The 23,169-nt window shown below is 35.3% G+C and carries 16 protein-coding genes and 1 pseudogene; 14 read left to right on the top strand and 3 right to left on the bottom strand.

Translation table 11 applies throughout. The annotated features are described in order from the left end of the window. The 4 genes from flgK to HCD_RS07280 all read left to right on the top strand — a co-directional run bounded on the left by flgK (position 1) and on the right by HCD_RS07280 (position 7,116). Positions 1–1,821, top strand: coding sequence for a flagellar hook-associated protein FlgK (flgK, locus tag HCD_RS07295; RefSeq protein WP_014659927.1), 1,821 nt, complete (start codon positions 1–3; stop codon positions 1,819–1,821). A gap of 343 nt (positions 1,822–2,164) precedes the next feature. After that, positions 2,165–3,868 carry a gamma-glutamyltransferase gene (ggt, locus tag HCD_RS07290; RefSeq protein WP_014659926.1) on the top strand — a complete coding sequence of 568 codons (1,704 nt, stop codon included), beginning with the start codon at positions 2,165–2,167 and terminating at the stop codon, positions 3,866–3,868. Positions 3,869–4,117: 249 nt separating this feature from the next. After that, positions 4,118–4,894: a tetratricopeptide repeat protein gene (locus HCD_RS07285; RefSeq protein ID WP_014659925.1), complete on the top strand. Its 777-nt coding sequence runs from the start codon at positions 4,118–4,120 to the stop codon at positions 4,892–4,894. A gap of 344 nt (positions 4,895–5,238) precedes the next feature. Further along, positions 5,239–7,116, top strand: a complete 1,878-nt coding sequence (locus HCD_RS07280; protein ID WP_014659924.1) for a mechanosensitive ion channel family protein — start codon at positions 5,239–5,241, stop codon at positions 7,114–7,116. Between the two features lie 3 nt (positions 7,117–7,119). Here HCD_RS07280 and cfaS read toward each other — a convergent pair whose 3' ends face one another. Then, positions 7,120–8,289 carry a cyclopropane fatty acid synthase gene (cfaS, locus tag HCD_RS07275; protein ID WP_014659923.1) on the bottom strand — a complete coding sequence of 390 codons (1,170 nt, stop codon included), beginning with the start codon at positions 8,287–8,289 and terminating at the stop codon, positions 7,120–7,122. A gap of 201 nt (positions 8,290–8,490) precedes the next feature. Between cfaS and metG the strand changes: the two genes are divergently transcribed. The 8 genes and pseudogenes from metG (at position 8,491) to HCD_RS09370 (ending at position 17,369) form a co-directional block, all read left to right on the top strand. After that, on the top strand, positions 8,491–10,413 hold the full coding sequence (gene metG / locus HCD_RS07270; protein WP_014659922.1) for a methionine--tRNA ligase: 1,923 nt from the start codon (positions 8,491–8,493) through the stop codon (positions 10,411–10,413). After that, positions 10,414–11,421, top strand: a complete 1,008-nt coding sequence (locus tag HCD_RS07265) for a hypothetical protein (protein ID WP_014659921.1) — start codon at positions 10,414–10,416, stop codon at positions 11,419–11,421. It begins immediately after the preceding gene. Between the two features lie 3 nt (positions 11,422–11,424). Beyond that, positions 11,425–12,218 (top strand): annotated as a pseudogene (gene cmoB, locus HCD_RS07260) (tRNA 5-methoxyuridine(34)/uridine 5-oxyacetic acid(34) synthase CmoB). A gap of 20 nt (positions 12,219–12,238) precedes the next feature. Continuing rightward, a complete protein-coding gene (locus HCD_RS07255) occupies positions 12,239–12,667 on the top strand; it encodes a hotdog domain-containing protein (protein ID WP_014659920.1) in 429 nt (142 codons plus the stop codon). A gap of 3 nt (positions 12,668–12,670) precedes the next feature. Then, complete coding sequence (locus HCD_RS07250) at positions 12,671–13,843, top strand: glycosyltransferase (protein ID WP_014659919.1); 1,173 nt, start codon at positions 12,671–12,673, stop codon at positions 13,841–13,843. Positions 13,844–13,854: 11 nt separating this feature from the next. Then, on the top strand, positions 13,855–15,702 hold the full coding sequence (gene speA / locus HCD_RS07245) for an arginine decarboxylase (protein WP_014659918.1): 1,848 nt from the start codon (positions 13,855–13,857) through the stop codon (positions 15,700–15,702). An 835-nt stretch (positions 15,703–16,537) separates the two neighbouring features. Beyond that, complete coding sequence (locus HCD_RS07235; protein WP_014659916.1) at positions 16,538–17,161, top strand: hypothetical protein; 624 nt, start codon at positions 16,538–16,540, stop codon at positions 17,159–17,161. 52 nt (positions 17,162–17,213) lie between these two features. Beyond that, positions 17,214–17,369 carry a hypothetical protein gene (locus HCD_RS09370; protein WP_158308562.1) on the top strand — a complete coding sequence of 52 codons (156 nt, stop codon included), beginning with the start codon at positions 17,214–17,216 and terminating at the stop codon, positions 17,367–17,369. 731 nt (positions 17,370–18,100) lie between these two features. Here the strand turns inward: HCD_RS09370 and HCD_RS07230 are convergent. Further along, positions 18,101–19,555 carry a hypothetical protein gene (locus HCD_RS07230; protein WP_014659915.1) on the bottom strand — a complete coding sequence of 485 codons (1,455 nt, stop codon included), beginning with the start codon at positions 19,553–19,555 and terminating at the stop codon, positions 18,101–18,103. A gap of 278 nt (positions 19,556–19,833) precedes the next feature. Further along, positions 19,834–22,302: a flagellar hook-associated protein FlgL gene (gene flgL / locus HCD_RS07225; protein WP_014659914.1), complete on the bottom strand. Its 2,469-nt coding sequence runs from the start codon at positions 22,300–22,302 to the stop codon at positions 19,834–19,836. A gap of 186 nt (positions 22,303–22,488) precedes the next feature. Between flgL and rplU the strand changes: the two genes are divergently transcribed. Then, positions 22,489–22,803 (top strand): 50S ribosomal protein L21, encoded by a 315-nt coding sequence (rplU, locus tag HCD_RS07220; RefSeq protein ID WP_014659913.1) that lies wholly within the window; start codon positions 22,489–22,491, stop codon positions 22,801–22,803. A 14-nt stretch (positions 22,804–22,817) separates the two neighbouring features. Next, positions 22,818–23,081 (top strand): 50S ribosomal protein L27, encoded by a 264-nt coding sequence (rpmA, locus tag HCD_RS07215; protein ID WP_014659912.1) that lies wholly within the window; start codon positions 22,818–22,820, stop codon positions 23,079–23,081. Positions 23,082–23,169 lie beyond the last annotated feature (88 nt).

Raw genomic sequence — 23,169 nt, 5'->3', positions numbered from 1 at the left:
ATGGGCGGAATATTATCATCATTAAACACTTCTTATACAGGGTTACAAGCTCATCAAACTATGGTAGATGTAACTGGAAATAATATTTCTAATGCGAGCGATGAGTTTTATAGCCGTCAGCGGGTGGTTACAAAGCCCCAAGACGCCTATATGTATGGCACTAAAAACGCTAACATGGGCGTTGATGTAAAAGCCATTGAGAGAGTGCATGATGAGTTTGTCTTTTCTCGTTACACTAAGGCTAATTATGAAAACACCTACTATGATACAGAATTTTCACATCTAAAAGAAGCGAGTGCGTATTTTCCTGATATTGATGAAGCGAGCATTTTTACGGATTTGCAAGATTACTTTAATTCATGGAAAGAATTGTCTAAGAATGCCAAAGACTCCGCTCAAAAACAGGCTCTTGCGCAAAAGACAGAAGCTTTAACGCATAATATTAAAGACACTAGAGAGCGTTTGACTACCTTACAGCATAAGGCAAGCGAAGAATTAAAAAGCGTTATCAAAGAAGTTAATAGTTTGGGTTCTCAAATCGCTGATATTAATAGGCGTATCAAAGAGTTAGAAAACAACAGAAGCTTAAAGCATGCGAATGAGTTGAGAGACAAGCGAGATGAATTAGAATTTCACTTGCGAGAACTCTTGGGCGGAAATGTTTTTAAAAGCAGCATTAGAACCAATTCGCTCGTAGACAAAAATTCAGCGGACTTTGATGAAAATTACACGCTTAATATCGGATATGGCTTTAATATTATTGATGGAGCGATTTTCCACCCTTTAGTGGTTAAAGAATCAGAAAATGAAGGGGGGTTAAATCAAGTTTATTTTCAAGGGAGTGATTTTAAAGTCATCAACATTACTGATAAAATCAATCAGGGTAGAGCTGGTGCGTTACTAGGTGTGTATAATGATGGCTCTAATGGGACTTTAAAGGGTAAGTTGCAAGATTATATTGATTTGTTAGACTCTTTTGCTAGGGGCTTGATAGAATCCACTAATGCGATTTATGCTCAAAGTGCGAGCCATAATATTGAAGGTGAGCCTGTGGAGTTTAGCGATGATGAAGCCTTTAAGGACACTAACTACAACATTAAAAATGGCTCGTTTGATTTGGTCGCTTACAACACCGATGGTAAAGAAATCGCCAGAAAAACCATTACCATCACGCCCATTACAACGATGAAAGATATTATCCAAGCCATTAATGCTAATACTGATGATAACCATGATAATAACACTGAAAATGATTTTGATGATTACTTCATAGCGAGCTTTAACAATGAGACTAAAAAGTTTATTATCCAGCCGAAAAATGCTTCGCAAGGGTTGTTTGTTTCTTTGAAAGATAATGGCACGAATTTTACAGGGGCATTAAAACTCAATCCTTTTTTTCAAGGCGATGATGCTTCTAATATTAGTTTGAATAAGCAATACAAGAAAGAGCCTACCACGATTCGCCCATGGCTTGCCCCTATTAATGGGAATTTTGATGTGGCAAACATGATGCAACAATTACAATATGATAGTGTGGATTTCTATAACGATAAGTTTGATACTAAACAAATGAAAATCAGCGAGTTCTATCAATTTTTAACTGGTAAAATCAACACTGATGCTGAAAAATCAGGGCGTATTTTAGATACTAAAAAAAGCGTGTTAGAGACCATTAAAAAAGAGCAACTTTCTATTTCACAAGTGAGTGTGGATGAAGAAATGGTGAATTTAATCAAGTTTCAAAGTGGCTATGCGGCTAATGCCAAAGTCATTACTGCCATTGATAGAATGATAGATACTTTGCTAGGAATCAAGCAATAATTTTTTTGAGCTTCAAACAGGCTTTTTGTAGCGTAGGTATTTTCACATGAAAATATTGGGCTATTTTGCCTTAAAACTCACTACTTTTCTCTGATATGTTAGTAATCTGCTTTATGATTTTTTAGACTTTAGATAGGTTTCACAGATACGCTTGGTCATTTTTAGAAAAATATTAACCAAATTGTTTGATTCAAAAATTGGTTTTCCAAAGAAAAATTGTAAAAATAAAGCAAAAAAAGTTAAATTGAGCGGTTACGATATTTTAAGGTGTTAAAACGCTTCATTTTAGCTTATGATATAATAAGCAGAAGTTAAACATCGTTATTTATTGAAGGAGAATCAAATGAGACGGAGTTTTTTAAAAACAATTGGTTTAAGTGTGGTGGCACTTTCTCTTAGTTTATTAAGTCCTTTGGGTGCAGCGAGTTATCCGCCTATAAAAAACACGAAAGTGGGGTTAGCCCTTTCTAGCCACTCTTTAGCGACTGAGATTGGTCAAAAGGTTTTAGAAGATGGGGGCAATGCCATTGATGCGGCGGTGGCGGTGGGTTTTGCTCTAGCAGTAGTTCATCCCGCAGCAGGTAATATTGGTGGCGGAGGTTTTGCGGTCATTCATTTGGCAAATGGTGAGAATGTTACCTTAGATTTTAGAGAAAAAGCCCCTTTGAAAGCCACTAAGGACATGTTTTTAGATAAGCAGGGCAATGTGGTTCCTAAACTCAGTGAAGATGGTTATTTGGCCGCTGGGGTGCCTGGAACTGTTGCAGGAATGGAAGCCATGCTTAAAAAATACGGCACAAAAAAGTTATCACAATTGATTGAGCCAGCTATTAAATTGGCCGAGCGTGGTTACATTATTTCACAAAGACAAGCAGAAACCCTAAAAGAAGCAAGAGAGCGGTTTTTAAAATACAATTCTAGCAAAAAGTATTTTTTGAAAAAAGGGCATCTTGATTATCAAGAAGGGGATTTATTTGTCCAAAAAGATTTGGCAAAAACTTTGACTCAAATCAAGTTGCAAGGTGCAAAAGGGTTTTATCATGGGCATGTGGCTGAACTTATTGAAAAAGATATGAAAAAAAATGGGGGGATTATCACTAAAGAAGATTTGGCTCATTATAATGTGAAATGGCGTAAACCTGTGGTGGGAAATTATCGTGGGTATAAGATTATTTCTATGTCGCCGCCAAGTTCAGGGGGTACACATTTAATTGAGATTTTGAATGTCATGGAAAATGCAGATTTAGGTGCTCTTGGGTATGGGGCGTCTAAAAATATTCATATTGCCGCAGAAGCTATGCGTCAGGCTTATGCAGATAGGTCGGTTTATATGGGCGACCCTGATTTTGTGTCTGTGCCTGTAGAGAAATTGACTAATAAGGCTTATGCAAAGAAGATTTTTGATAGCATTCAGCCAGATACCGTTACTCCAAGCTCTCAAATTAAGCCAGGAATGGGTCAATTGCATGAGGGGAATAATACGACACATTATTCTGTAGCTGACAAGTGGGGCAATGCGGTTAGTATTACTTACACCATTAATGCTTCTTATGGGAGTGCCGCTAGTATTGATGGAGCGGGATTTTTGCTGAATAATGAGATGGATGATTTTTCCATAAAGCCTGGAAATCCTAATCTCTATGGTTTGGTGGGGGGCGATGCGAATGCGATTGAAGCTAACAAACGCCCTTTAAGTTCTATGTCGCCTACTATTGTGTTAAAAAATAATAAGGTTTTTATGGTTGTGGGAAGTCCTGGGGGTGCTAGGATTATCACTACTGTGCTACAAGTGATTTCTAATGTAGTGGATTATGATATGAATATTTCTGAAGCGGTTTCTGCACCGAGATTTCACATGCAATGGCTTCCTGATGAATTAAGGATTGAAAAATTTGGCATGCCAGCTGATGTGAAAGAGAGTCTTACTAAAATGGGGTATCAAATCGTTACCAAACCCGTTATGGGCGATGTGAATGCAATTCATATTGTTCCTAAAACTAAAGGACGCATTTTTTACGGAGCTACTGATCCAAGGAAGGAATTTTAATTTTTTGTAAAATATATGGGCTTTTTTAACCCACTTTTCGGGGGGGGGGGCTTTTAGTGAGAAAGTTTTGAATTTAGTTTTTAAATCAGTAAAAATAGTGTAAAATTCCTTAAAAGAGACGATATTAGTTGCATGCAGAGTCTATTGTAGGCTTGAAATGTTTGTTAGTCCTAGAGGGCATGCAACTTTCTTTTTTTTTGAAATTAGAGATGGTTATTGATATTGAGATTTAATTATAGAGGAGTAGTGATGGGATATACGAGCAAACTAGCTTTGAAGATTGGTTTAGTAGGTTTGTGTTTGTTTGGCACTCTTGGTGCAAAGCATCTTGGAGAGCAAGGGACTTACATTTATAAGGGGGAGGAAGCCTACAACAACAAAGAATATGAGAGAGCGGTCTCTTTTTATAAAGATGCTATTAAAAATGGCGAGTCGCTTGCTTATGTTCTTTTAGGAATTATGTATAAAAATGGTAGGGGTGTTGCTAAGAACGACAAGAAAGCTGTGGAGTATTTTCAGAAAGCTGTGGATAGAGATGTCCCTAGAGGGTATAATAATTTGGGCGTGATGTATAAAGAGGGTAGGGGTGTTGCTAAGGATGAAAAGAAAGCAGTTGAATATTTTCAATTGGCTGCAGATAAGGGCTATACTAACGCCTATATGAATTTGGGCATCATGTATATGGAAGGTAGGGGTGTCCCAAGTAACTATATGAAAGCTACAGAGTATTTTAGACGAGCGATGGCTAAGGGTAGTGCAGAAGCCTATATTCTCTTAGGAGATATTTATTATAGTGGGAATGAGCAACTTGGCATTGAACAAGACAAGGATAAGGCAATTATCTACTATAAAATGGCGGCTGATGTAGGTTCTTCTCAAGCTTACGAAGGTTTGGCAAGGTCTTATCAGTATGGGTTAGGTGTAGAAAAGGATAAACAAAAGGCTAGTGAGTATCTCCAGCGTGCGTGCGATTTTGGTCTTGATAAAAATTGTAAGAAAAATGGAGAGGCTTCTTCAAGACGCTAAATCTCTCTTTGGTCTCTTGAAAATTGATTTAGTTTCTTTTGTCTATATTGCTTTGGGAAAGTGGGTTTTGCTCGGTTTCTTTGAGTTTTTTGGAGCTTTTTCTTTTTGATTGTTCTTTTAAGTTTTTAGGTTCTGATGTTTTGTTTTGAGATTCTTGTTGCTAAGGGTTTGAGTTTGTTGTAGTATAGCCCTATTTCTCTTCCTTCTTTGTCCTATTTTATTTTTCCTAAAGCTTTTTTCCTTTGTTTTTGATGTGAGATTGTATCTATTGCAACACCCCTAATTCTTGGTATAATCACTATGTATTACAAAGAAATTTTGTTTGATATTAAATGGGGTTTTGCATGCGTTCATTATTATGGTGGGTATTGGTATTATTGCTCTTTCTTAATCCTTTGGGGGCGATTCAAAAACAAGAAAAAGACCATGAAGTGGATACGATTGATTTGTTTTTGATTTTTAATCAAATCAACCAGCTTAATCAAGTGATTGAAACTTATAAGAAAGACCCCGAAAAGGGTGCTGAAATCTCTCTATACAATGACCAGAAAAATGATTTGATTAAGAGCTTGACTTCTAAAGTATTGAATGAAAAGGATAAGATTGGCATTGACATAAAGCGTAATTTAAAAGAGCAAGAGAAAATCAAAAAGCGTTTAGCCCAAAGCATTAAGGGCGATGATTTTTACACTTTCATTAAGGATAGATTAGCTTTAGATTCGTTATTGGTTGATGAAATTTTATATCAATTTATAGAAAAAATTAGAAGCAGTATTGATGTTTTTAGTGAAGAAAAAGATGTTGAGAGTATTAGCAATGCTTTTATTTTGCGTTTAGGACAATTCAAGCTCTATGCCTTGCCTAAGAATCTAGATGGTGTTAAAACACATGAATTAGAAGAGCTGTTTAGCAAGTATCAACTAAGACTAGCCACTTATACAGAAGTCTTACGCTATATCAAAAACCATCCTAAAGAAGTGTTGCCTAAAAACTTGATTATGGAAGTGAATATGGATTTTGTGCTGAATAAAATCAGTAGTCTCTTGCCTTTTACAAGTCATAGCTTACAAATCAGTAAAATTGTGCTTTCATTAATGATTTTGGTATTGCTATTAGCATTAAGGCGTTTGATTACGATTTTATTAGCTAAAATGCTAGATTTTATTTTTGAGCTTATGCGTCAAAATAAAGAAATGCACTTAGATGTGCAAAATAATATCATTTCGCCGGTTTCTATTTTTTTATTGATATTTAGTTGTGATGTTTCGTTAGATATTTTTTATTACCCTAACCCATCGCCACATAAGATTTCTATGTGGGTGGGTGTGGTGTATATCAGTCTGCTTGCATGGCTAGTGATAGCGCTTTTTAAGGGGTATGGGACAGCGTTAGTTACAAATATTGCTACAAAAAGCACGCATAATTTTAGAAAAGAAGTCATCAACTTGATTTTAAAAATTGTGTATTTTTTGATTTTTATTGCCGCACTTTTAGCGATTTTAAAACAGCTTGGCTTTAATATTTCAGCCATTATTGCGTCTTTAGGAATTGGTGGCTTAGCGGTGGCTTTAGCGGTTAAAGATGTTTTAGCGAATTTTTTTGCTTCTGTCATTTTACTCTTAGACAATTCGTTTTCTCAAGGGGATTGGATTGTGTGTGGCGAAGTGGAAGGCACGGTGGTAGAAATGGGGCTAAGACGCACTACGATTAGAGCTTTTGATAACGCTCTTTTGTTTGTGCCAAATTCTGAATTAGCCGGAAAATCTATTAGAAATTGGAGTCGGCGTAAAGTAGGAAGGCGTATTAAAATGCAAATAGGCTTAGCCTATAATTCTAGCCAAAGTGCCTTGCAGCTTTGCGTGAAAGATATTAGAGAAATGCTAGAAAACCACCCAAAAATCGCTAACGCTAAAGATAGCAATTTACAGAATGTGAGCGATTATCGCTACATGTTTAAAAAAGATATTGTGTCTATCAATGACTTTTTGGGGTATAAAAGCACTTTGTTTGTCTTTTTAGACCAGTTTGCTGATAGCTCTATCAATATTTTAGTGTATTGCTTTTCTAAAACGGTTGTTTGGGGGGAGTGGCTAGAAGTCAAAGAAGATGTGATGTTAAAAATTATGGAGATTGTAGAAAAGCACCACTTAAGCTTTGCTTTTCCTTCGCAGAGTTTGTATGTGGAGAGTTTGCCAGAGATGACCCTAAAAAAAGGGGTCTAAGGCTTATTGATAGATGTATTCTTTGGTTAAAGGCAAGGTGTTATCCACGCTGTTAGTTAATAGCAGTTGGAATAAATCCACGCTTCCTACCCTAAACGCTGATGCACAAGTTCTTAAATACAAATCCCACATGCGGATAAAGCGTTCATCATAGCCGAGTTTTTTGACCTTGTCTAAATGGTGGATAAAATTTTCTTGCCAAATATCTAAGGTCTTAGCATAATGAATCCGCAAACTTTCAGCCATAAGCAAATGAAAATCGCATTCACTCATCACACTCATCACTTCTCTTAAAGAAGGTAAATAGCCGCCCGGAAAGATGTATTTATCCACCCATGCGTTAGTCTTGCCTTCAAAACAGCATAAAATGGAGTGGAGCAAAAACATGCCACCGGTTTTTAAAACTTCCTTAACCTTTTTGAAATAAAAGGGTAGGTTATCCTTGCCTACATGCTCAAACATACCCACACTCACCACTTTATCAAAGCGATATATTCTGCCATCTAAATCTTGGTAATTCATCAACTTTATCGTTACTTTATCTTCTAAACCTAGCTCTTGAACCCGCTTATTAGCTTGTTTGTATTGCTCATTAGAAATAGTGATTCCTAAAACTTCAGCCCCATATTCTTGAGCGGCTTTGATAGAGAGATAGCCCCAGCCACAGCCAATATCCAGTAATTTTTCGCCGGGTTTTAAATGGAGCTTTTTTAGAGTGTGGTCTAGCTTTTGAAGTTGGGCTGCATGGAGTGTGTCATCATCTTTTTTAAAATAAGCGCATGAATAACTCAAGGTCTCATCTAGCCAGATAGAATAAAAATCATTACCCAAATCATAATGTTTAGAAATATTGGAGCTTTCTTTAAGGGGTTTTTGAATAGGCTTTGCTCTGTCATGTTTGTGTAAATATTCATAATTGGTCTGTAAATACAAAGAATACATCACTTCATCCATTGAACCTTCAATATCAATCACGCCATCCATATAAGCTTCAGCAATGGTTAAAGACATATCCTTTTTAATATCACTAAATTTTAAGGGGCGATTGATTTTGAGAGTGAATTTAGGAGAATGCTCGCCATTTCTATAAACGCTATTGTCCCAAAATATCACTTGGTAATCGCCATTTTTCCATTGTTTAAACATGCTTTTGAGCAAAAACTTTGAAATCATTTGTGTATTCCTTAATTTTAATTCTTGTTCGTATTAATCGGTGTTTTTAATTATAATGAATTTCATGCGAAAAACACTCTACTAACAAGCATAAATTTAACCTATGATAATTAATTGCATGTAACTTATTTTCAAAAGCATGTTAAAATTAAGCAAATTATAAGAAGTTTGATTTTAAAAAATAAGGCAAGCTATACAAAGATGCAAAAATCGTTAATTACGACCCCCATTTATTACGTGAATGATGTTCCCCATATCGGTCATGCTTACACGACTTTGATTGCGGATACTCTAAAAAAATACTATACCCTAAAAGGCGAGAACGCTTTTTTTTTAACTGGCACTGATGAGCATGGGCAAAAAATTGAGCAAAGTGCAAAATTAAGAAATCAAAGCCCTAAAGCTTATGCCGATAGCATTAGTGCGATTTTTAAAAATCAATGGGATTTTTTTAATTTAGATTATGATTATTTTATTCGCACCACAGATAGCGAGCATCAAATTTGTGTGCAAAATGCCTTTGAAATCATGCTTAAAAAAGGAGATATTTATAAAGGCACTTACACAGGGCATTATTGCGTGAGCTGTGAGAGCTATTGCACAGCGTCCAAAACAGATAACAAAGACAATAAAGTTTTATGCCCAGATTGTTTAAGAGAGACCACGCTTTTAGAAGAAGAGAGCTATTTTTTTAGATTGAGTGCGTATCAAAAACCTTTATTAGATTTTTATGCTAAAAACCCTGAAGTGATTTTGCCTACCTATCGTAAAAATGAAGTTACGACTTTTATTGAACAAGGCTTATTAGACTTATCTATCACACGCACAAGCTTTGAGTGGGGTATTCCTATACCTAAAAATTTAAATGCAAAAAACAATAATGATAAAAAGCATGTGGTGTATGTTTGGTTAGACGCTTTATTAAACTATGTGAGTGCGTTAGGGTATTTGAATAGCCTAGAAGACAAAATGGCGCATTTTGAATATGCAAGACATATTGTAGGTAAGGATATTTTGCGTTTTCATGCGATTTATTGGCCAGCCTTTTTAATGAGCTTAGGGTTGCCACTTTTTAAACAGCTCTGTGTGCATGGGTGGTGGACGATAGAGGGCGTGAAAATGAGTAAGAGCTTAGGAAATGTCTTAGACGCTCAAAAACTTGCTACAGAATATGGAATAGAAGAATTACGCTATTTTCTACTTCGTGAAGTGCCTTTTGGTCAAGATGGGGATTTTTCTATAAAAGCGTTAATAGAAAGAATCAATGCGAATTTAAATAACGATTTGGGTAATTTATTAAATCGTTTGCTAGGCATGGCTAAAAAATACTTTAATCATTCCTTGAAAGCCGAAAAAATCACCACTTATTATTCTAAAGAGCTAGAAGAAGTGCATCAAATTTTAGATACTGCTAATTCTTATGTGCCTAAAATGCAATTGCATAAAGCCTTAGAAGAATTATTTAAAGTTTATGATTTTTTAAATAAACTTATTGCTAGAGAAGAGCCATGGGTTTTGTATACAAATAAGGAATTAGAAAAATTAGAATCTTTATTAAGTTTGATTGCTAATGTGCTTTTAGAATCTAGCTTTTTGCTCTATGCGTTCATGCCAAAGAGTGCGACTAAGTTAGCTAGTGCCTTTAATGTAAAAATCACGCCAAAAAACTACGAACGCTTTTTCAAGTCTAAAGAGTTGCAAGATATTATTCTCAAAGACACCGAGCCTTTATTTTCTAAAATAGAGAGAGTCGAAGAAAAAGAGCCAGAAAAAAATCAAGAAAAACAAGTAACAGAGAGTTATATTGGTATTGATGATTTTAAAAGAGTAGAGATTAAAGTAGGGCTAGTTAAAGAGGCTCAAAAAATTGAAAAATCTAATAAATTATTACGCTTAAAAGTGGATTTGGGCGAGGGGCGTTTGAGACAGATTATTTCAGGAATCGCCCTAGATTATGAGCCAACAAGTTTAATAGGTCAAATGGTATGTGTGGTAGCCAATCTCAAACCAGCCAAGCTTATGGGCGAAATCAGTGAGGGCATGATACTAGCTGTGCGAGATAATAACGGATTAGCTTTAATTAGTCCAATGAGTGAAAAATCAGTAGGAAGTTTGATTAGTTAAATGCGATTAGGGGTGAATGAGGCAGTAGAGCTCACTTTTGGTGAATTATTAAACACGCCATCTATTAGTTATTTTAACTCCATTGTCTTGTCTCTAAACAAGGTGCAAAAAGGCTCTTTATTTGTTGCAAAAGACAACTCACTCATTCCTAAAGCTTTAGAATTAGGGGCTTATGGGATTTTATACACAGGTGAGTATGACCTAAGCGATAGAGATGTAGCATGGATTAAGCTTAAGGATATAGAGCATTCCTTGAATCATTTGTTTAAATTTTGTTTGTTAAATGAGCGTTTGGTAGGGGTGCTATTAAGCCCTGTAGAGTTAGAAATCGCTTCTAAAATCATTGTGAGTCAATTTGTGTGGTGCTTGAAAGAGAGCATGGAAGATTTATTTATTCTAGAGGGGTGTAAGATAGCATTTTTTGAGAAACAAGAATGGCTTCACTTGTTTTATAAACAAGAGCGTTTAGAAGAGTGCTTAGAAGAAACAAATTTGATAATCCTTAACCAATCTTTTTTCTGTAGTTCTTTAGTTTATAAAGAACAGGACTATGAGTTAAAAATACCATGCATATTTTTAGAGCCTTTAAAAAGGGTTATCAAGTTGTGCGAGCGTTTAAAAATTGAGTTTGATTTGAATCATTTGTGTAAAAAAGAGCCTGTTTTAGAGTGTGGTAAGCCTTTTTATGTGGGAGCGGATTTGGAGTTAGCCCCTTATGGCACTACGGCTAGGGTGATTGTGGCTGAGACTTCAAAAGAGTTGTTTGAGATAATGCTTAAAGAAGCCCTTGAGACTTTAAGATGGGGAAAAATTGTTGTGTTTTATCGTAAAAATAGCTTGGTCTTCTTTGAAAGAGCAAACAATTACTTCTACACTACCCAAAATAATCTCAAAGAGCAATTAAAAAATTTAGCGTTTAATTTCGCTTTTATCTATGGAATCAACCACCATAATTTAGAGTCTCTTTTAAACCCCCCACTTCTCAAAAAAACCCCTATGCTATTCTAAACCATGCTTATTTGTAACGATAGTCTTAATCAAGAAGCCCTTTTAGAAGAAATTATGGCATTAAGACCATGGCGTAAAGGTCCTTTTGAAATTTCTAGGATTAAAATTGACAGCGAATGGGACAGCTCTATTAAGTGGGATTTAATCAAAAATGCTACTAATTTGAAAGACAGGGTTGTGGCTGATGTGGGCTGTAATAATGGCTATTATTTGTTTAAGATGTTAGATTACAAGCCTAAAAGTTTGGTGGGGTTTGACCCGGGCGTTTTAGTCAAAAAGCAGTTTGAATTTTTAGCCCCCTTTTTTGATAGAGAAAAAAAATTATCTATGAGCCTTTAGGGGTAGAGAGTTTGAATGAAAAATATCTTAATGCTTTTGATGTTGTCTTTTGCCTAGGGGTGCTATACCATAGAAAAAGCCCGCTAGAGACTTTAAAAGCCCTTTATCATTCTTTAAAAATAGGGGGGGAATTAGTGCTTGACACTCTTATTATTGATTCGCCCCTAGACATAGCACTTTGTCCCAAAGAAACTTATGCGAAGATGAAAAACACTTATTTTATTCCCAGTATAAGTGCGTTAAAAGGGTGGTGCGAAAGGGTAGGGTTTAAGGATTTTGAAACTATTAGCGTTTTAAAGACCACACCTAAAGAACAGCATAAAACAGGCTTTATTCTGGGGCAAAGTTTAGAAGATTTTTTAGATAAAAAAGATAATTCTAAAACTATTGAAGGCTACCAAGCCCCAATAAGAGGGTATTTTAAAATGCGTAAAAAATCAAGCAAGGCTCAAAATTAACCTACTCATAAGGAGAGACCATGGCAGAAGCAACCATTCATGTAGATTATGACTCTTTACAAACTTGTAAAAATTTAAACCCTAGCGTTAGTGGCGAGCTTGTGGTGTTAGAAAAAGATATTGCCCATGTGCGTTTCAAGGGCAATGAGAGCATGGTGTATGAAGAAAATTTTGTGCATGCTGGATTTGTGCTTCTGGCGTGTAATTATGCGGCATTGTGTGCGTTAAATAAAAAATACAGCGTAGTGGTTTCTAATAGCATTAATTTTTATGCCCCCCTAGAATTGAACCAAGAAGCGTTGATTAAAGCCCAAGTCCTTCAAGATGGTGTGAAAAAAGCTGAGGTAAGGATAGAAGCGTTTGTGTTAGACATTCAGGTTTTAGAAGGCATGATAGAAGTTGTCGTGTTTGATAAAAAGCCTTTTAAATTTAATTTTAAAGAAGAGTAGCAAATGGTTATTGTTCTAGTAGTGGATAGTTTTAAGAACACGAGTAATGGCACTTCTATGACAGCGTTTCGTTTTTGTGAAGCTTTGCGAAAAAAAGGGCATACCCTAAGAGTGGTTGCTCCTAATATTGAGAGTTTGGGGAGCGAGAAAGAAGGGTATTATAGCGTGAAAGAACGCTATATTCCTATTGCCACAGAAATATCGCACCATCAAAACATTCTTTTTGCTAAGCCTAATGAAGAAGTGCTAACAAGAGCCTTTAGGGGGGCGGATATTATCCATACTTACTTACCCTTTTTGCTAGAAAAAGTCGCTGTAAAAATCGCACGAAAAATGAAAGTGCCTTATATCGGCTCGTTTCATTTACAGCCAGAGCATATTTCTTATAACCTAAAGCTAGAGCGATTGTCTTGGTTGAATAGAATGCTTTTTTCGTGGTTCAAGCGTTCGCATTACCGCTATATCCATCATATCCATTGCCCATCAAAACTCATTGTAGAAGAATTGCAAAGACATCATTATGGGGGTAAAAAATACGCCATTTCTAATGGCTTTGACCCCATGTTTAAATTTGAGTTCCGAGAAAATTGCCTTTTTGAAACGATGCCCTTTAAAATTATCATGGTGGGGCGTTATTCTAATGAAAAAAATCAGAGCGTTCTCATAGAAGCGATTTCTTTGAGTCAATACAAACAAGACATTGTATTGTTATTGAAAGGCAAAGGGCCTAATGAAAAAAAATTACAACATTTAGCTCAAAAGCTAGGGGTAAGGACTGAGTTTGGGTTTGCTAATTCTAATGAATTATTAGAGATTCTAAAAACTTGCACTCTCTATGTGCATGCAGCGAATGTAGAAGGTGAAGCGATTGCATGTTTAGAGGCCATTGGTGTAGGTATTGTGCCACTTATTGCTAATAGCTCATTAAGTGCGACCAAGCAATTTGCTTTAGATGAACGCTCGTTGTTTGAGCCTAATAATGCTAAAGATTTGAGCACTAAAATTGACTGGTGGTTAGAAAACAAAGCTGAAAGAGAGCGTATGCAAAGAGAATATGCTAAAAGCGCTTTAAACTACACTTTGGAAAGTTCTGTTTTTAGAATTGAAAAAGTTTATGAAGAAGCTATAAGGGATTTTAAAAACAACCCTAATTTATTTGAGACACTGGCATTATAAAAGGATGAGTTATGCATGAAGTCCATGATTATGGGATTAAATTTTGGAGCAATAATGAATTTAAGATAGAAAAAGGGTTGGTTAAAGTTTGTCATGGCAAGAACCCTGCGCTTTTAGAAATAGTTCAGAGCGTGCGTGAGAAAGGCTATAGGGGGCCATTACTTGTGCGATTTCCTCATTTGGTGCAAAAGCAAATCAAAAGCTTGTTTGATGCGTTTTCTTTAGCGATTAAAGAGTATCAATATACTGGGGCTTTTAAGGCGGTTTTTCCACTCAAGGTTAATCAAATGCCTTCTTTTGTCTTGCCTTTAGTTGAGGGGGCTAAAGGTTTGGATTATGGTTTAGAGGCTGGAAGTAAATCAGAATTAATCATTGCTATGAGCTATACAAATCCTACAACGCCCATTACCGTGAATGGCTTTAAAGATAAAGAAATGATTGAACTTGGATTTATCGCTAAAAGCATGAAGCATGAGATTACTCTAACGATTGAGGGCTTGAACGAATTAAAAACCATTATCGCTGTGGCGAAGCAAAATGATTTTTTAGCTTGCCCTAAAATTGGCATTCGTATTCGTTTGCATAGCACAGGCACGGGCATTTGGGCTAAAAGTGGGGGGGTCAATGCTAAATTTGGTTTGAGTAGTACAGAAGTTTTAGAAGCGATGCGCCTTTTAGAAGAAAATGATTTATTGGAGCATTTTCATATGATACATTTTCATATAGGCTCTCAAATCAGCGATATTTCGCCTTTAAAAAAGGCTTTAAGAGAGGCGGGTAACTTGTATGCAGAGTTGCGTAAAATGGGGGCTAAGAACTTAAAAAGCGTGAATATCGGAGGGGGCTTAGCCGTAGAATACACCCAGCACAAGCACCATCAAGATAAGAACTATACTTTAGAAGAGTTTAGTGCTGATGTGGTGTTCTTACTCAAAGAAATTGTTAAGAACAAACAAGAAATAGAGCCTGATATTTTCATAGAATCAGGGCGTTATATCTCAGCTAATCATGCGGTGCTAGTGGCTCCGGTTTTAGAATTGTTTTCGCATGAATACAACGAAAAATCCTTGAAAATCAAAGAGAATAATAACCCCCCCTTAATTGATGAAATGCTAGACTTGCTCGCTAATATCAATGAGAAAAATGCTATTGAATACTTGCATGATAGTTTTGACCATACCGAGTCGTTATTCACGCTTTTTGATTTAGGCTATATTGATTTGATTGATAGAAGTAATACTGAAGTTCTAGCTCATTTGATTGTGAAAAAAGCGGTGCAATTACTTTGTTTTAAAGACCATAACGATATTTTACGCATTCAAGAGCAAGTCCAAGAGCGTTATTTATTGAATTGCTCGTTTTTTCAAAGCTTGCCAGATTATTGGGGCTTGAAACAGAATTTTCCTGTCATGCCATTGAATAAATTAGATGAAAAGCCCACTAGAAGTGCGAGCTTGTGGGATATTACATGTGATAGCGATGGTGAAATTGCCTTTGATTCCACTAAGCCCTTGTTTTTGCATGATATAGATGTAGATGAGGAAGAATACTTTTTAGCGTTCTTTTTAGTAGGAGCGTATCAAGAAGTTTTGGGCATGAAACATAATCTCTTTACGCACCCCACGGAGTTTAGTGTGATTTTTGATGAAAAGGGCGATTATGAAGTAGAAGATATTTGTGAAGCCCAAACAATTTTAGATGTGTTAGATGATTTGGATTATGATACCAAAGAGATTGAACGCATTTTAAAGCAAAAAATTGAAGACAATAATGGGCTAGATATGGAAGAGAAGAAAGAAATTATGGGTCGCTTGTATGTCATGCTGAGTGAAAATGGGTATTTGCGCACGATTTCTTAATGTTTTTGATATTTTAAAATTCATTGTGATAGAAAGGCACTTTTATTTTTAAGCTTTTTGTGCCAAGCTAGTAGGCTAGATTGTTGAATTATCGCACCAACAAGGGGGGATTTTGAAAAATGGGCTTTAAAAATTTCTCAAGTTTTTTAAAAGTCCTTGAAATTAAAAAATGTAAAAAATCCTTAAAAAATAGTTTTCAAATTTTCTCAAACTAATTTTTTGAAAAATCACTAAAATTAAAAAATGTAAAAAATTTTTTAAACTATAGTTTTTAAAAAATCTTTAAAAAACAAAAAGTTGAGATTATACCCCATAAAAGTAAATTACGGCATTTTCAAATCGTGCGCTCAAAAATTTCTCAAACTAAAAAATCAAAAAATTTTTGAAACGGATTTTTTAAAAAAAATCAAATCAAGTTTTCAAAAAATTTTCAAAATCAAAAATCAAAAAATTTTTGAAACCAAAATGCTCTCATGCCGTAATTAACTTTTGGGGTGTAGAATAGCAGGAATTTACACAAATTTATAGTATAAGGGAATAAAAATGAAAGCCATTCTTAAAAATTTGTCTTCTCTCTCTCTCTCTCTCTCTTAAAAAGCTTATCTTTTTATTCCTTACAACTTTTTATTTTTTTCTCAAAATCCGTTGTAAAAGCCTTGTAAATAAAACTCCATTAGACACCAAAAGATGTGGCATTTTGATTTTTTTCAAACTAGCAAAAAGGGGGGCAATCTAAGATGTAGCGATAATTAAATAAGGGGTTTTAGCTAAGAGGTTTTGTGTTTTTTGACACAATCAAAAGATAATTTTAATTTTAAAAACAAAGGACAAGATTATGGATTACAGCTCTAAATTAGGCGAGTTGAATAAAAAGCATGGGTTAGTGATTTGTGGGAAGCAAGGGGGAGCTAATGAAACAGCTGATGATGATAAGAGACAAGATGAAATAGATAGTCAAAGATATTTTTCTACTCTAAAACATAGAGTAGGTAAAAGCGGAAGAGGGTATGTCAAAGAAATTGTAAAATGGTTTGGCTTATGGGAACACCCCTTAGAGACAGAAGAATCAAAAATCACAGACTTTGAAAAGAGTATTATAGGGATAGAGTGGTTAGATGGGCATGCTAAAATCACTCCACACTCAGCTAAGGATTTTGCTGAAAATTCAGAGCGTATTTTGGGATTATTAAAAGGCTTAGAACCTAAAATGTTATTTTTCTTTGGAGCTAATATGTTTGATGCTTTAAGTATGATTAAACCCCAAGCAGAAGAAGTGCTAGGTAAGGCTTTGGGAGAACCAGAAAAAGTAGGTAAGGCTGTGTTTCAAAAGTTTGAAAATTGTCAGGTTATTGCACTTCCACATACTGCATCAACAGATGCTTCTCATAGTTTCATTGAAAGCCTTAAACCTAAAATCAAACCTTTAATTGATGAATACAGAAAGTCTAAAGGCGTGTGAGTTTAAAAAATTTTAAAAATTTTTGGGCGTTACATTTTTGTAACGCTTTTTAATGACATTAATTAATGAGAAAAGATTAAACAATGAGCAAAGAAAAAATAAAAGCGATGATAGAATAGAGAAAGGGATTATTTTTGGCACTTCTAAACAAGCCTTTTTAAAAGTTATCGTTTCTGTTGTGATGGTGCTTAGAATTTCATTAGTATAATGTGCAAAATAGCTTTATCTAGGCCTCTAAATAAGTTAAAAGCACTCTAAAAAATGCTTCAAATTAACTTTGTTACCATAATTTTAAACACTTATTCAATTTCGCTTATATAAAAAACTAAAAAAGTCTTCTCTTTCTTGTCCGTTTTTAGCAAGACTTAAAAAAGATGCTTTTAAAATATCTGCAATATTAAGTTCTAAGCTTGTTGTATTCATTGCATGAAAAATTTGAATCGCTTTTTGCGTTTCAATACAAGGTTGTTAAGTGTTGTTGTCTATCAATGACATCATAAAAGTCTTTATCCTTTTCATTTCTAGTTAAGGCAACAGAACCACAAAAATACTCACACAATATCTTTGTTAACTTTAATACTTTTGCTCCAATTGTTTTTGCACAATCTCCTTGAAATTTAATTCTATAAGCCCCACTTAATTAAAATAAGGGCTTATCAAAACTAGGTTTTTGAGGACAACTATTTTGCATTAGGTGAAAATAAAAGGGCAAAACAACTAAAAACCAGTAAGGAAAAATAAAAAAGATGTTGTTTTCTAAGTAAATTTTGTAGAAATTAGAGTGGTGTTGCTGGAGTGCTTGCCATTCTTACCCTTTTAAAATGGGTTTAGGAATTTCACCAGTAATTGCTATCTTGCTATCATCAAACAAGCTATAAAGAGAGTGATTGGGTTTAGGTTTGGGCGTTAGAAAGGTCTTTAAGCCTTTCTAAACTACCATTATTTCTCAAACCTGTTTAGCATATCCATATCGCTATCAGAGTAATCTCTATCTTCATCAGTGTGATTCACTTCGTCTATATGGTGATGCATAGCGTTTGCTATAGTAGGGTTATGCTCAAGATAAGTGTTGATTTCTTGGACTTCTTTTTCCAAGATTTTATCATTGGGTAGGGCTAAGTCATTATATTCTTTATTAGAAAAAATGAGACCCTTTGTAGCATTGAAATCTGCTCTTAGGGCATCATTATACAAAGTATTGTTGATAACTTTAATCTTTAAAGCGAGTTGTCCATTGCTAGGGTCTTGGGCGAGCTGTCTTAAAGCTTGCTGGTCTTCTTGAACTAGCTTCTGCATGTGATTACCCAAAAACTCTGATTCTAAAACATGGATATTGGTAAAATAGGCTTTGTCGTTGAAACATGGAATTCTTGGAACGCAAGTGTTGTCATCAGACTGAATGATTTGGTTAATCGCATTGTAGTAAAAGGGGTTGTTAAGCTGACTGAGAGCGTTTGCAAAGTTATTGATAGCGTGGTAGTCCTTAAGAGTGCTGTTTAAATGTGTTTGAACTTGGTTAAACTCATTTTCTAAGTTTTTAACATAGCTTTCTGACTGAGAGACTTGTTGCTGATTACCCCAGCCACTTGCTAAATACCAATTCAATTGACTCATACCAGAAGTCCTAGAATAGCCGGTAAGCTTGTTAGTAATGCTTTGTAACTCGTTCAAATCTTTTTGAATCGCTCCGCCAATATTGCCATATTCTTTCATAAGACTTTTAGCCGTATCAGTATCTGCATACGCATTCTTGAATAAAGGTAGGGCATTGTTTAAATTGCCTAGCAATTGCTCAAATTGTTTTTCGTATCCAGCATTATGTTTACTTGCATTATAAAGAGTGTTAAGCCAGCTTGTGTTAGCGTATTTAGAAATGGTTTGAATATCCTGTTGGATTTCAACTTGTTTGTAAGCGTTATTCAAGTTCGCTTGAACTTGATTGAACTCATTTTCTAAATTCTTAACATAATTTTTTACAGAATCAACCTTATTTTGATTGCCATAGCCATCGCCAATGAACCAAGACATTTGACTCACCGCTGAAGCATTACCGCTGGTAAGTTCCTTAGAAAGCACATTAAGCTTTTTTAGGTCGTTTTGAATGGTAGTATTATTCAAGTTGCCATATTTTTTCACATCACTATTATAAGTGTCTGTAGCATTGTAAGCGCCTTGATAAAGGGGTAGGGTGCTGTTGAGATTTTTCAAGCTTTGCTCAAATTGTTCTACATTCTGCCCATTCTTAGCTTGATTATAAAGGCTTTGAATGTGGTTGGTATTTGTGTATTGAGACATGGCTTGAATATCTTTTGTAGCCACAGCATTATTGATATTACTTGCGAAAGCAAAACTGCCTATTAAGGCTAGACTTAAGAATGTTTTGTAAGCATTCATATAAGCTCCTTTAAAAATCCAATTGAAAACAATTGGTTGAAATTATCTCATCATAGTCAATGTCTATGATTTTTGAGATTGTGGACTATAGCATATTTTAATGCGATAATGAATTAAAGTGTTAATATCTAATGAATATTTTAAAATCATGGTTTTTTGTAGTTTCTTTTGGAAATATAAAGTCTCTTTTGGAGTCAAAATAAACATTGGCTAAGAAAGTCTTTAGGCTTTATTTAAAGAGCAAAAGCCCTTTAAAAAGTGATACAAAAGTAAAAAATTTACAAATAATTCGTTAAAGACAAATTATTGATTTTATTTGTAGAAGCTAGAACGGCATTATAGTTATTAGTGAGATTAGAGAACTTATTATAGGTTTCTGCAATATCAGTGCCGGTGGTTTCTCCACGAATGCTTTGAACTTGTGTTTTTAAGACTTCATTACGCCTAATAATATTTTCAAACGCTTTACTATGGGTGCCATTTTTTGCAATCATTTTTTCTACATGGTCGCTCAAGTGGTCTATTAAAGTAATGCCATTTTGAATGCCTAAATCACGCACATCGCTTGAATAAATATCCCCCAAAGCATCAGGGCGATAAACCCCTTTTCTTACAGAAGTGATGATAGTTTCTAGTTGCTCAAACAAATTCACGCTTGGTTTGTCAATGATAAGGGCGTTATTAGCGTTTAATCTAATGCTTGGTTTATCGCTGTGCAAAGCATTTTTAGAAAAATCATTCGCATCTTTGTCAAAGAGCATCAATTGCATCTTGGTGAGTGAGTGCATGTTGTCTTGGATAAGCATTTTTCCATCTTCATTCAAATCAATAGAGAGATTATCTTTAGCTTGCTTTAATAGCTCAATAAATTGCTCTTTGCTTTCTTTTGATGGGGCGTTATGGCTGATTTGTGCATAGATTGTAGGGTCAATATTGCTGTAATTGAGTGCGATACTCATTGCGTCCATGAGTTGTCGGTAAGTTACTTCGTTAGGTTTAGAAGCTTGAATATCAGTTGTTGTAGGGTCATAAAGCGGAATTTTAACTTCATTAGGTAGGCTCAAATAAGCTCCGTTACTATCCAAAATAATTTGTGCTTCTAAAAATAAGCCGTTATGGTCGTTTAATTTTAAGTTGAAAGCGCTATTTTCTAAACTTCCATGAGCCACTTCACTAAGCTTGGTAGAGCCATTAGCGACACTATCCTTAGCAATTTGAGCGATATTGCCTTCTAATGTTGCCCCTTGAACACTAAAATAGGTCTTTTGGTATTCACTAGCATTATTAGTAGGAATGCCAGCGACTTCTAAACCGGCTTCATCTAAGGTGCTTAAAGTCAGATTGATAGGCAACTCCCTAGAAGTATTGTCAATAATTCTTAAACGCCCATTTGTTTCAATTTCTACATCTACTTTATTGTTGAAGCGTGCTTGTATGGCGTCTTTTAAATCTTTCATTGTAGCACTAGACACATCTAAAAGTGTGGGAAGAGTAGGAATTTCTATATTATCTTGAATAATAGCACGACTACTGCTGATTTTAAGTGTCCTTACCCTGTCGCCAAAAATCTCGCTTAGTTTGGTATTTTTATTCGCTAAAACATTGTCCTTGGTAACGAACACGCTAGGAATTTCAAGCACCTTTGGATTATACATACTCCGCACAGCATGAACTTGGCTCAAACTTCTATCGGTTACAAACGCACTTTTGACATACTCAGTAATTCTATGTTTGCTAGAGCGTAATTTATCCAAATCATCAAAATCCCCATCGCTAGAAATCAAGTGAAAGTCCAAGTTCTCATTTCCTGGCGTTAGGTTTTTAATCTCAATTTGTCCCCAAGCATTCAAACTCACATCTACGACTTTATTTTGCGAAGTGTTCCCATAAGCATGACCTATCTTATTGAGTAAATCACTCACTTTAGTCGCACTCTCTTTGTTTTGATAGGCTTTATCTAGGGCAAATTTTTCTTTAAAGCTAGAGCCATCAGGTCTAATGCCCTGCAAGTAAAAAAATTCCTTAGAGTCATTTGTGGTGTCTCTGTCATTATCTCCGATTAATTCTCTTAAAGTATCACTAGGTTTGATAAAGACTTCTTGTGGTAATGCGGAATGCTCTAAAGCGTCCATAGTATCAGGGTGGAGCTTGTTTTGGTTAAGGAGTTTAATATTAGTGGTAATGCGTTTGTGTTTGTCTCTATCTGCACCTAAAAATAGGTCTTGTCCATTGATGTTGTAAGGCACAAGGTTATCTGAGCTTACCAAAGCGTTTAAATCTTCGCCATTGCCATGGTATTTTCCATTGCTATCAATGGGGGGTCTATCCACCTTACTTCCCCCAAATAAAAATTCCCCCCCTATAGAAGTGTTAGCGATATTTATCATGTGGTCTTTTAGGCGTTCTAAATCGTTAGCAATGGCGGTGCGAGAAGTTTCTGAATGTACATCGTTAGCGGATTGGACTAATTTGGTTTTAAAAGTCTCTAGTGTTTTAGAAAATTCTTGTAAGGCTTTATCGGTGTTGAGTGTTGAAGTATGGGCATTTTGAGCTACATCAATACCTTGATTTAGGGTGTTTTCTTCGTATTGGAATTTTAAATTCTGATTATTAATATCGCTATTTTGATAACCATGACGGATTTTTAACCCTGAAGCAATTTGAGTGTTAGCGTCGTTGATTTTGTTTTGTAAAGCATTTTGATAATTATTCATTTGGTTGTATTTAGAGCCGAAGGTAACACGCATGAATTAAATCCTTTTTGGTTTTTGCAACAGACAAGCTAAAAGTATTCCAAAAGTGATTGTATATGAGAGAAACTTATTTTCTCCAATAAAAACTAAATTTAATCTATTTTAAAGTTAAATTTCAGAAAACACTCACTATAATAAGCGTTTGACAAAAAAGAGCGTTCAATTTTTTAAGGAATAGAAATGTTATACGCAATATTTAAACATGGCGGTAAACAATACAAGGTTGCTGAAGGCGATATTGTTTTACTAGATAAGATGAATCAAGAGCCTAAGGCTTTAGTAGAGTTAGCGGAGGTGCTAGCTGTATCTAAAGAGGGGAAACTTGTTTGCGGAAAGCCCTTTGTTAGTGGAGCTAAGATTGAGGCAGAAGTGGTTAATGAGGGGCGTGGTAGAAAAGTAGTGATTTTCAAAAAGCGTCGTAGAAAAGATAGCAAAACAAAGCGTGGTTTTAGAAGAGACTTCACTCGTGTTAAAATCACAAAAATTGTGGCATAAAGGAGCAATAAACAATGGCACACAAAAAAGGTCAGGGTAGTACGCAGAATAATAGGGATTCTGCAGGAAGACGCTTAGGCGTGAAGAGATTTGGCTCAGAGTTTGTTCGGGCAGGAAATATTATTGTGCGTCAAAGAGGCACTAAAGTCCATCCGGGTAGCAATGTCGGTATGGGTAAAGACCACACTTTGTATGCACTTGTGGATGGCATTGTAAAATTTGAGCATAAAGACAGGACTCGTAGGAAAGTTTCTGTTATTGAAAATTTTGGGGAGTAGGGTAACCTTTTTGGGTTGAATTGAGCTTTTGGGTGTTCATTAAGCACCTATAAATGCGATAAAATATTTATAATTTGGGTCTCTACTC

The organism is Helicobacter cetorum MIT 99-5656 (assembly GCF_000259275.1).
GTDB lineage: Bacteria > Campylobacterota > Campylobacteria > Campylobacterales > Helicobacteraceae > Helicobacter > Helicobacter cetorum.
Note: the sequence above shows the minus strand (reverse complement) of the source record. Positions and strands in the feature narration are given on the sequence as shown.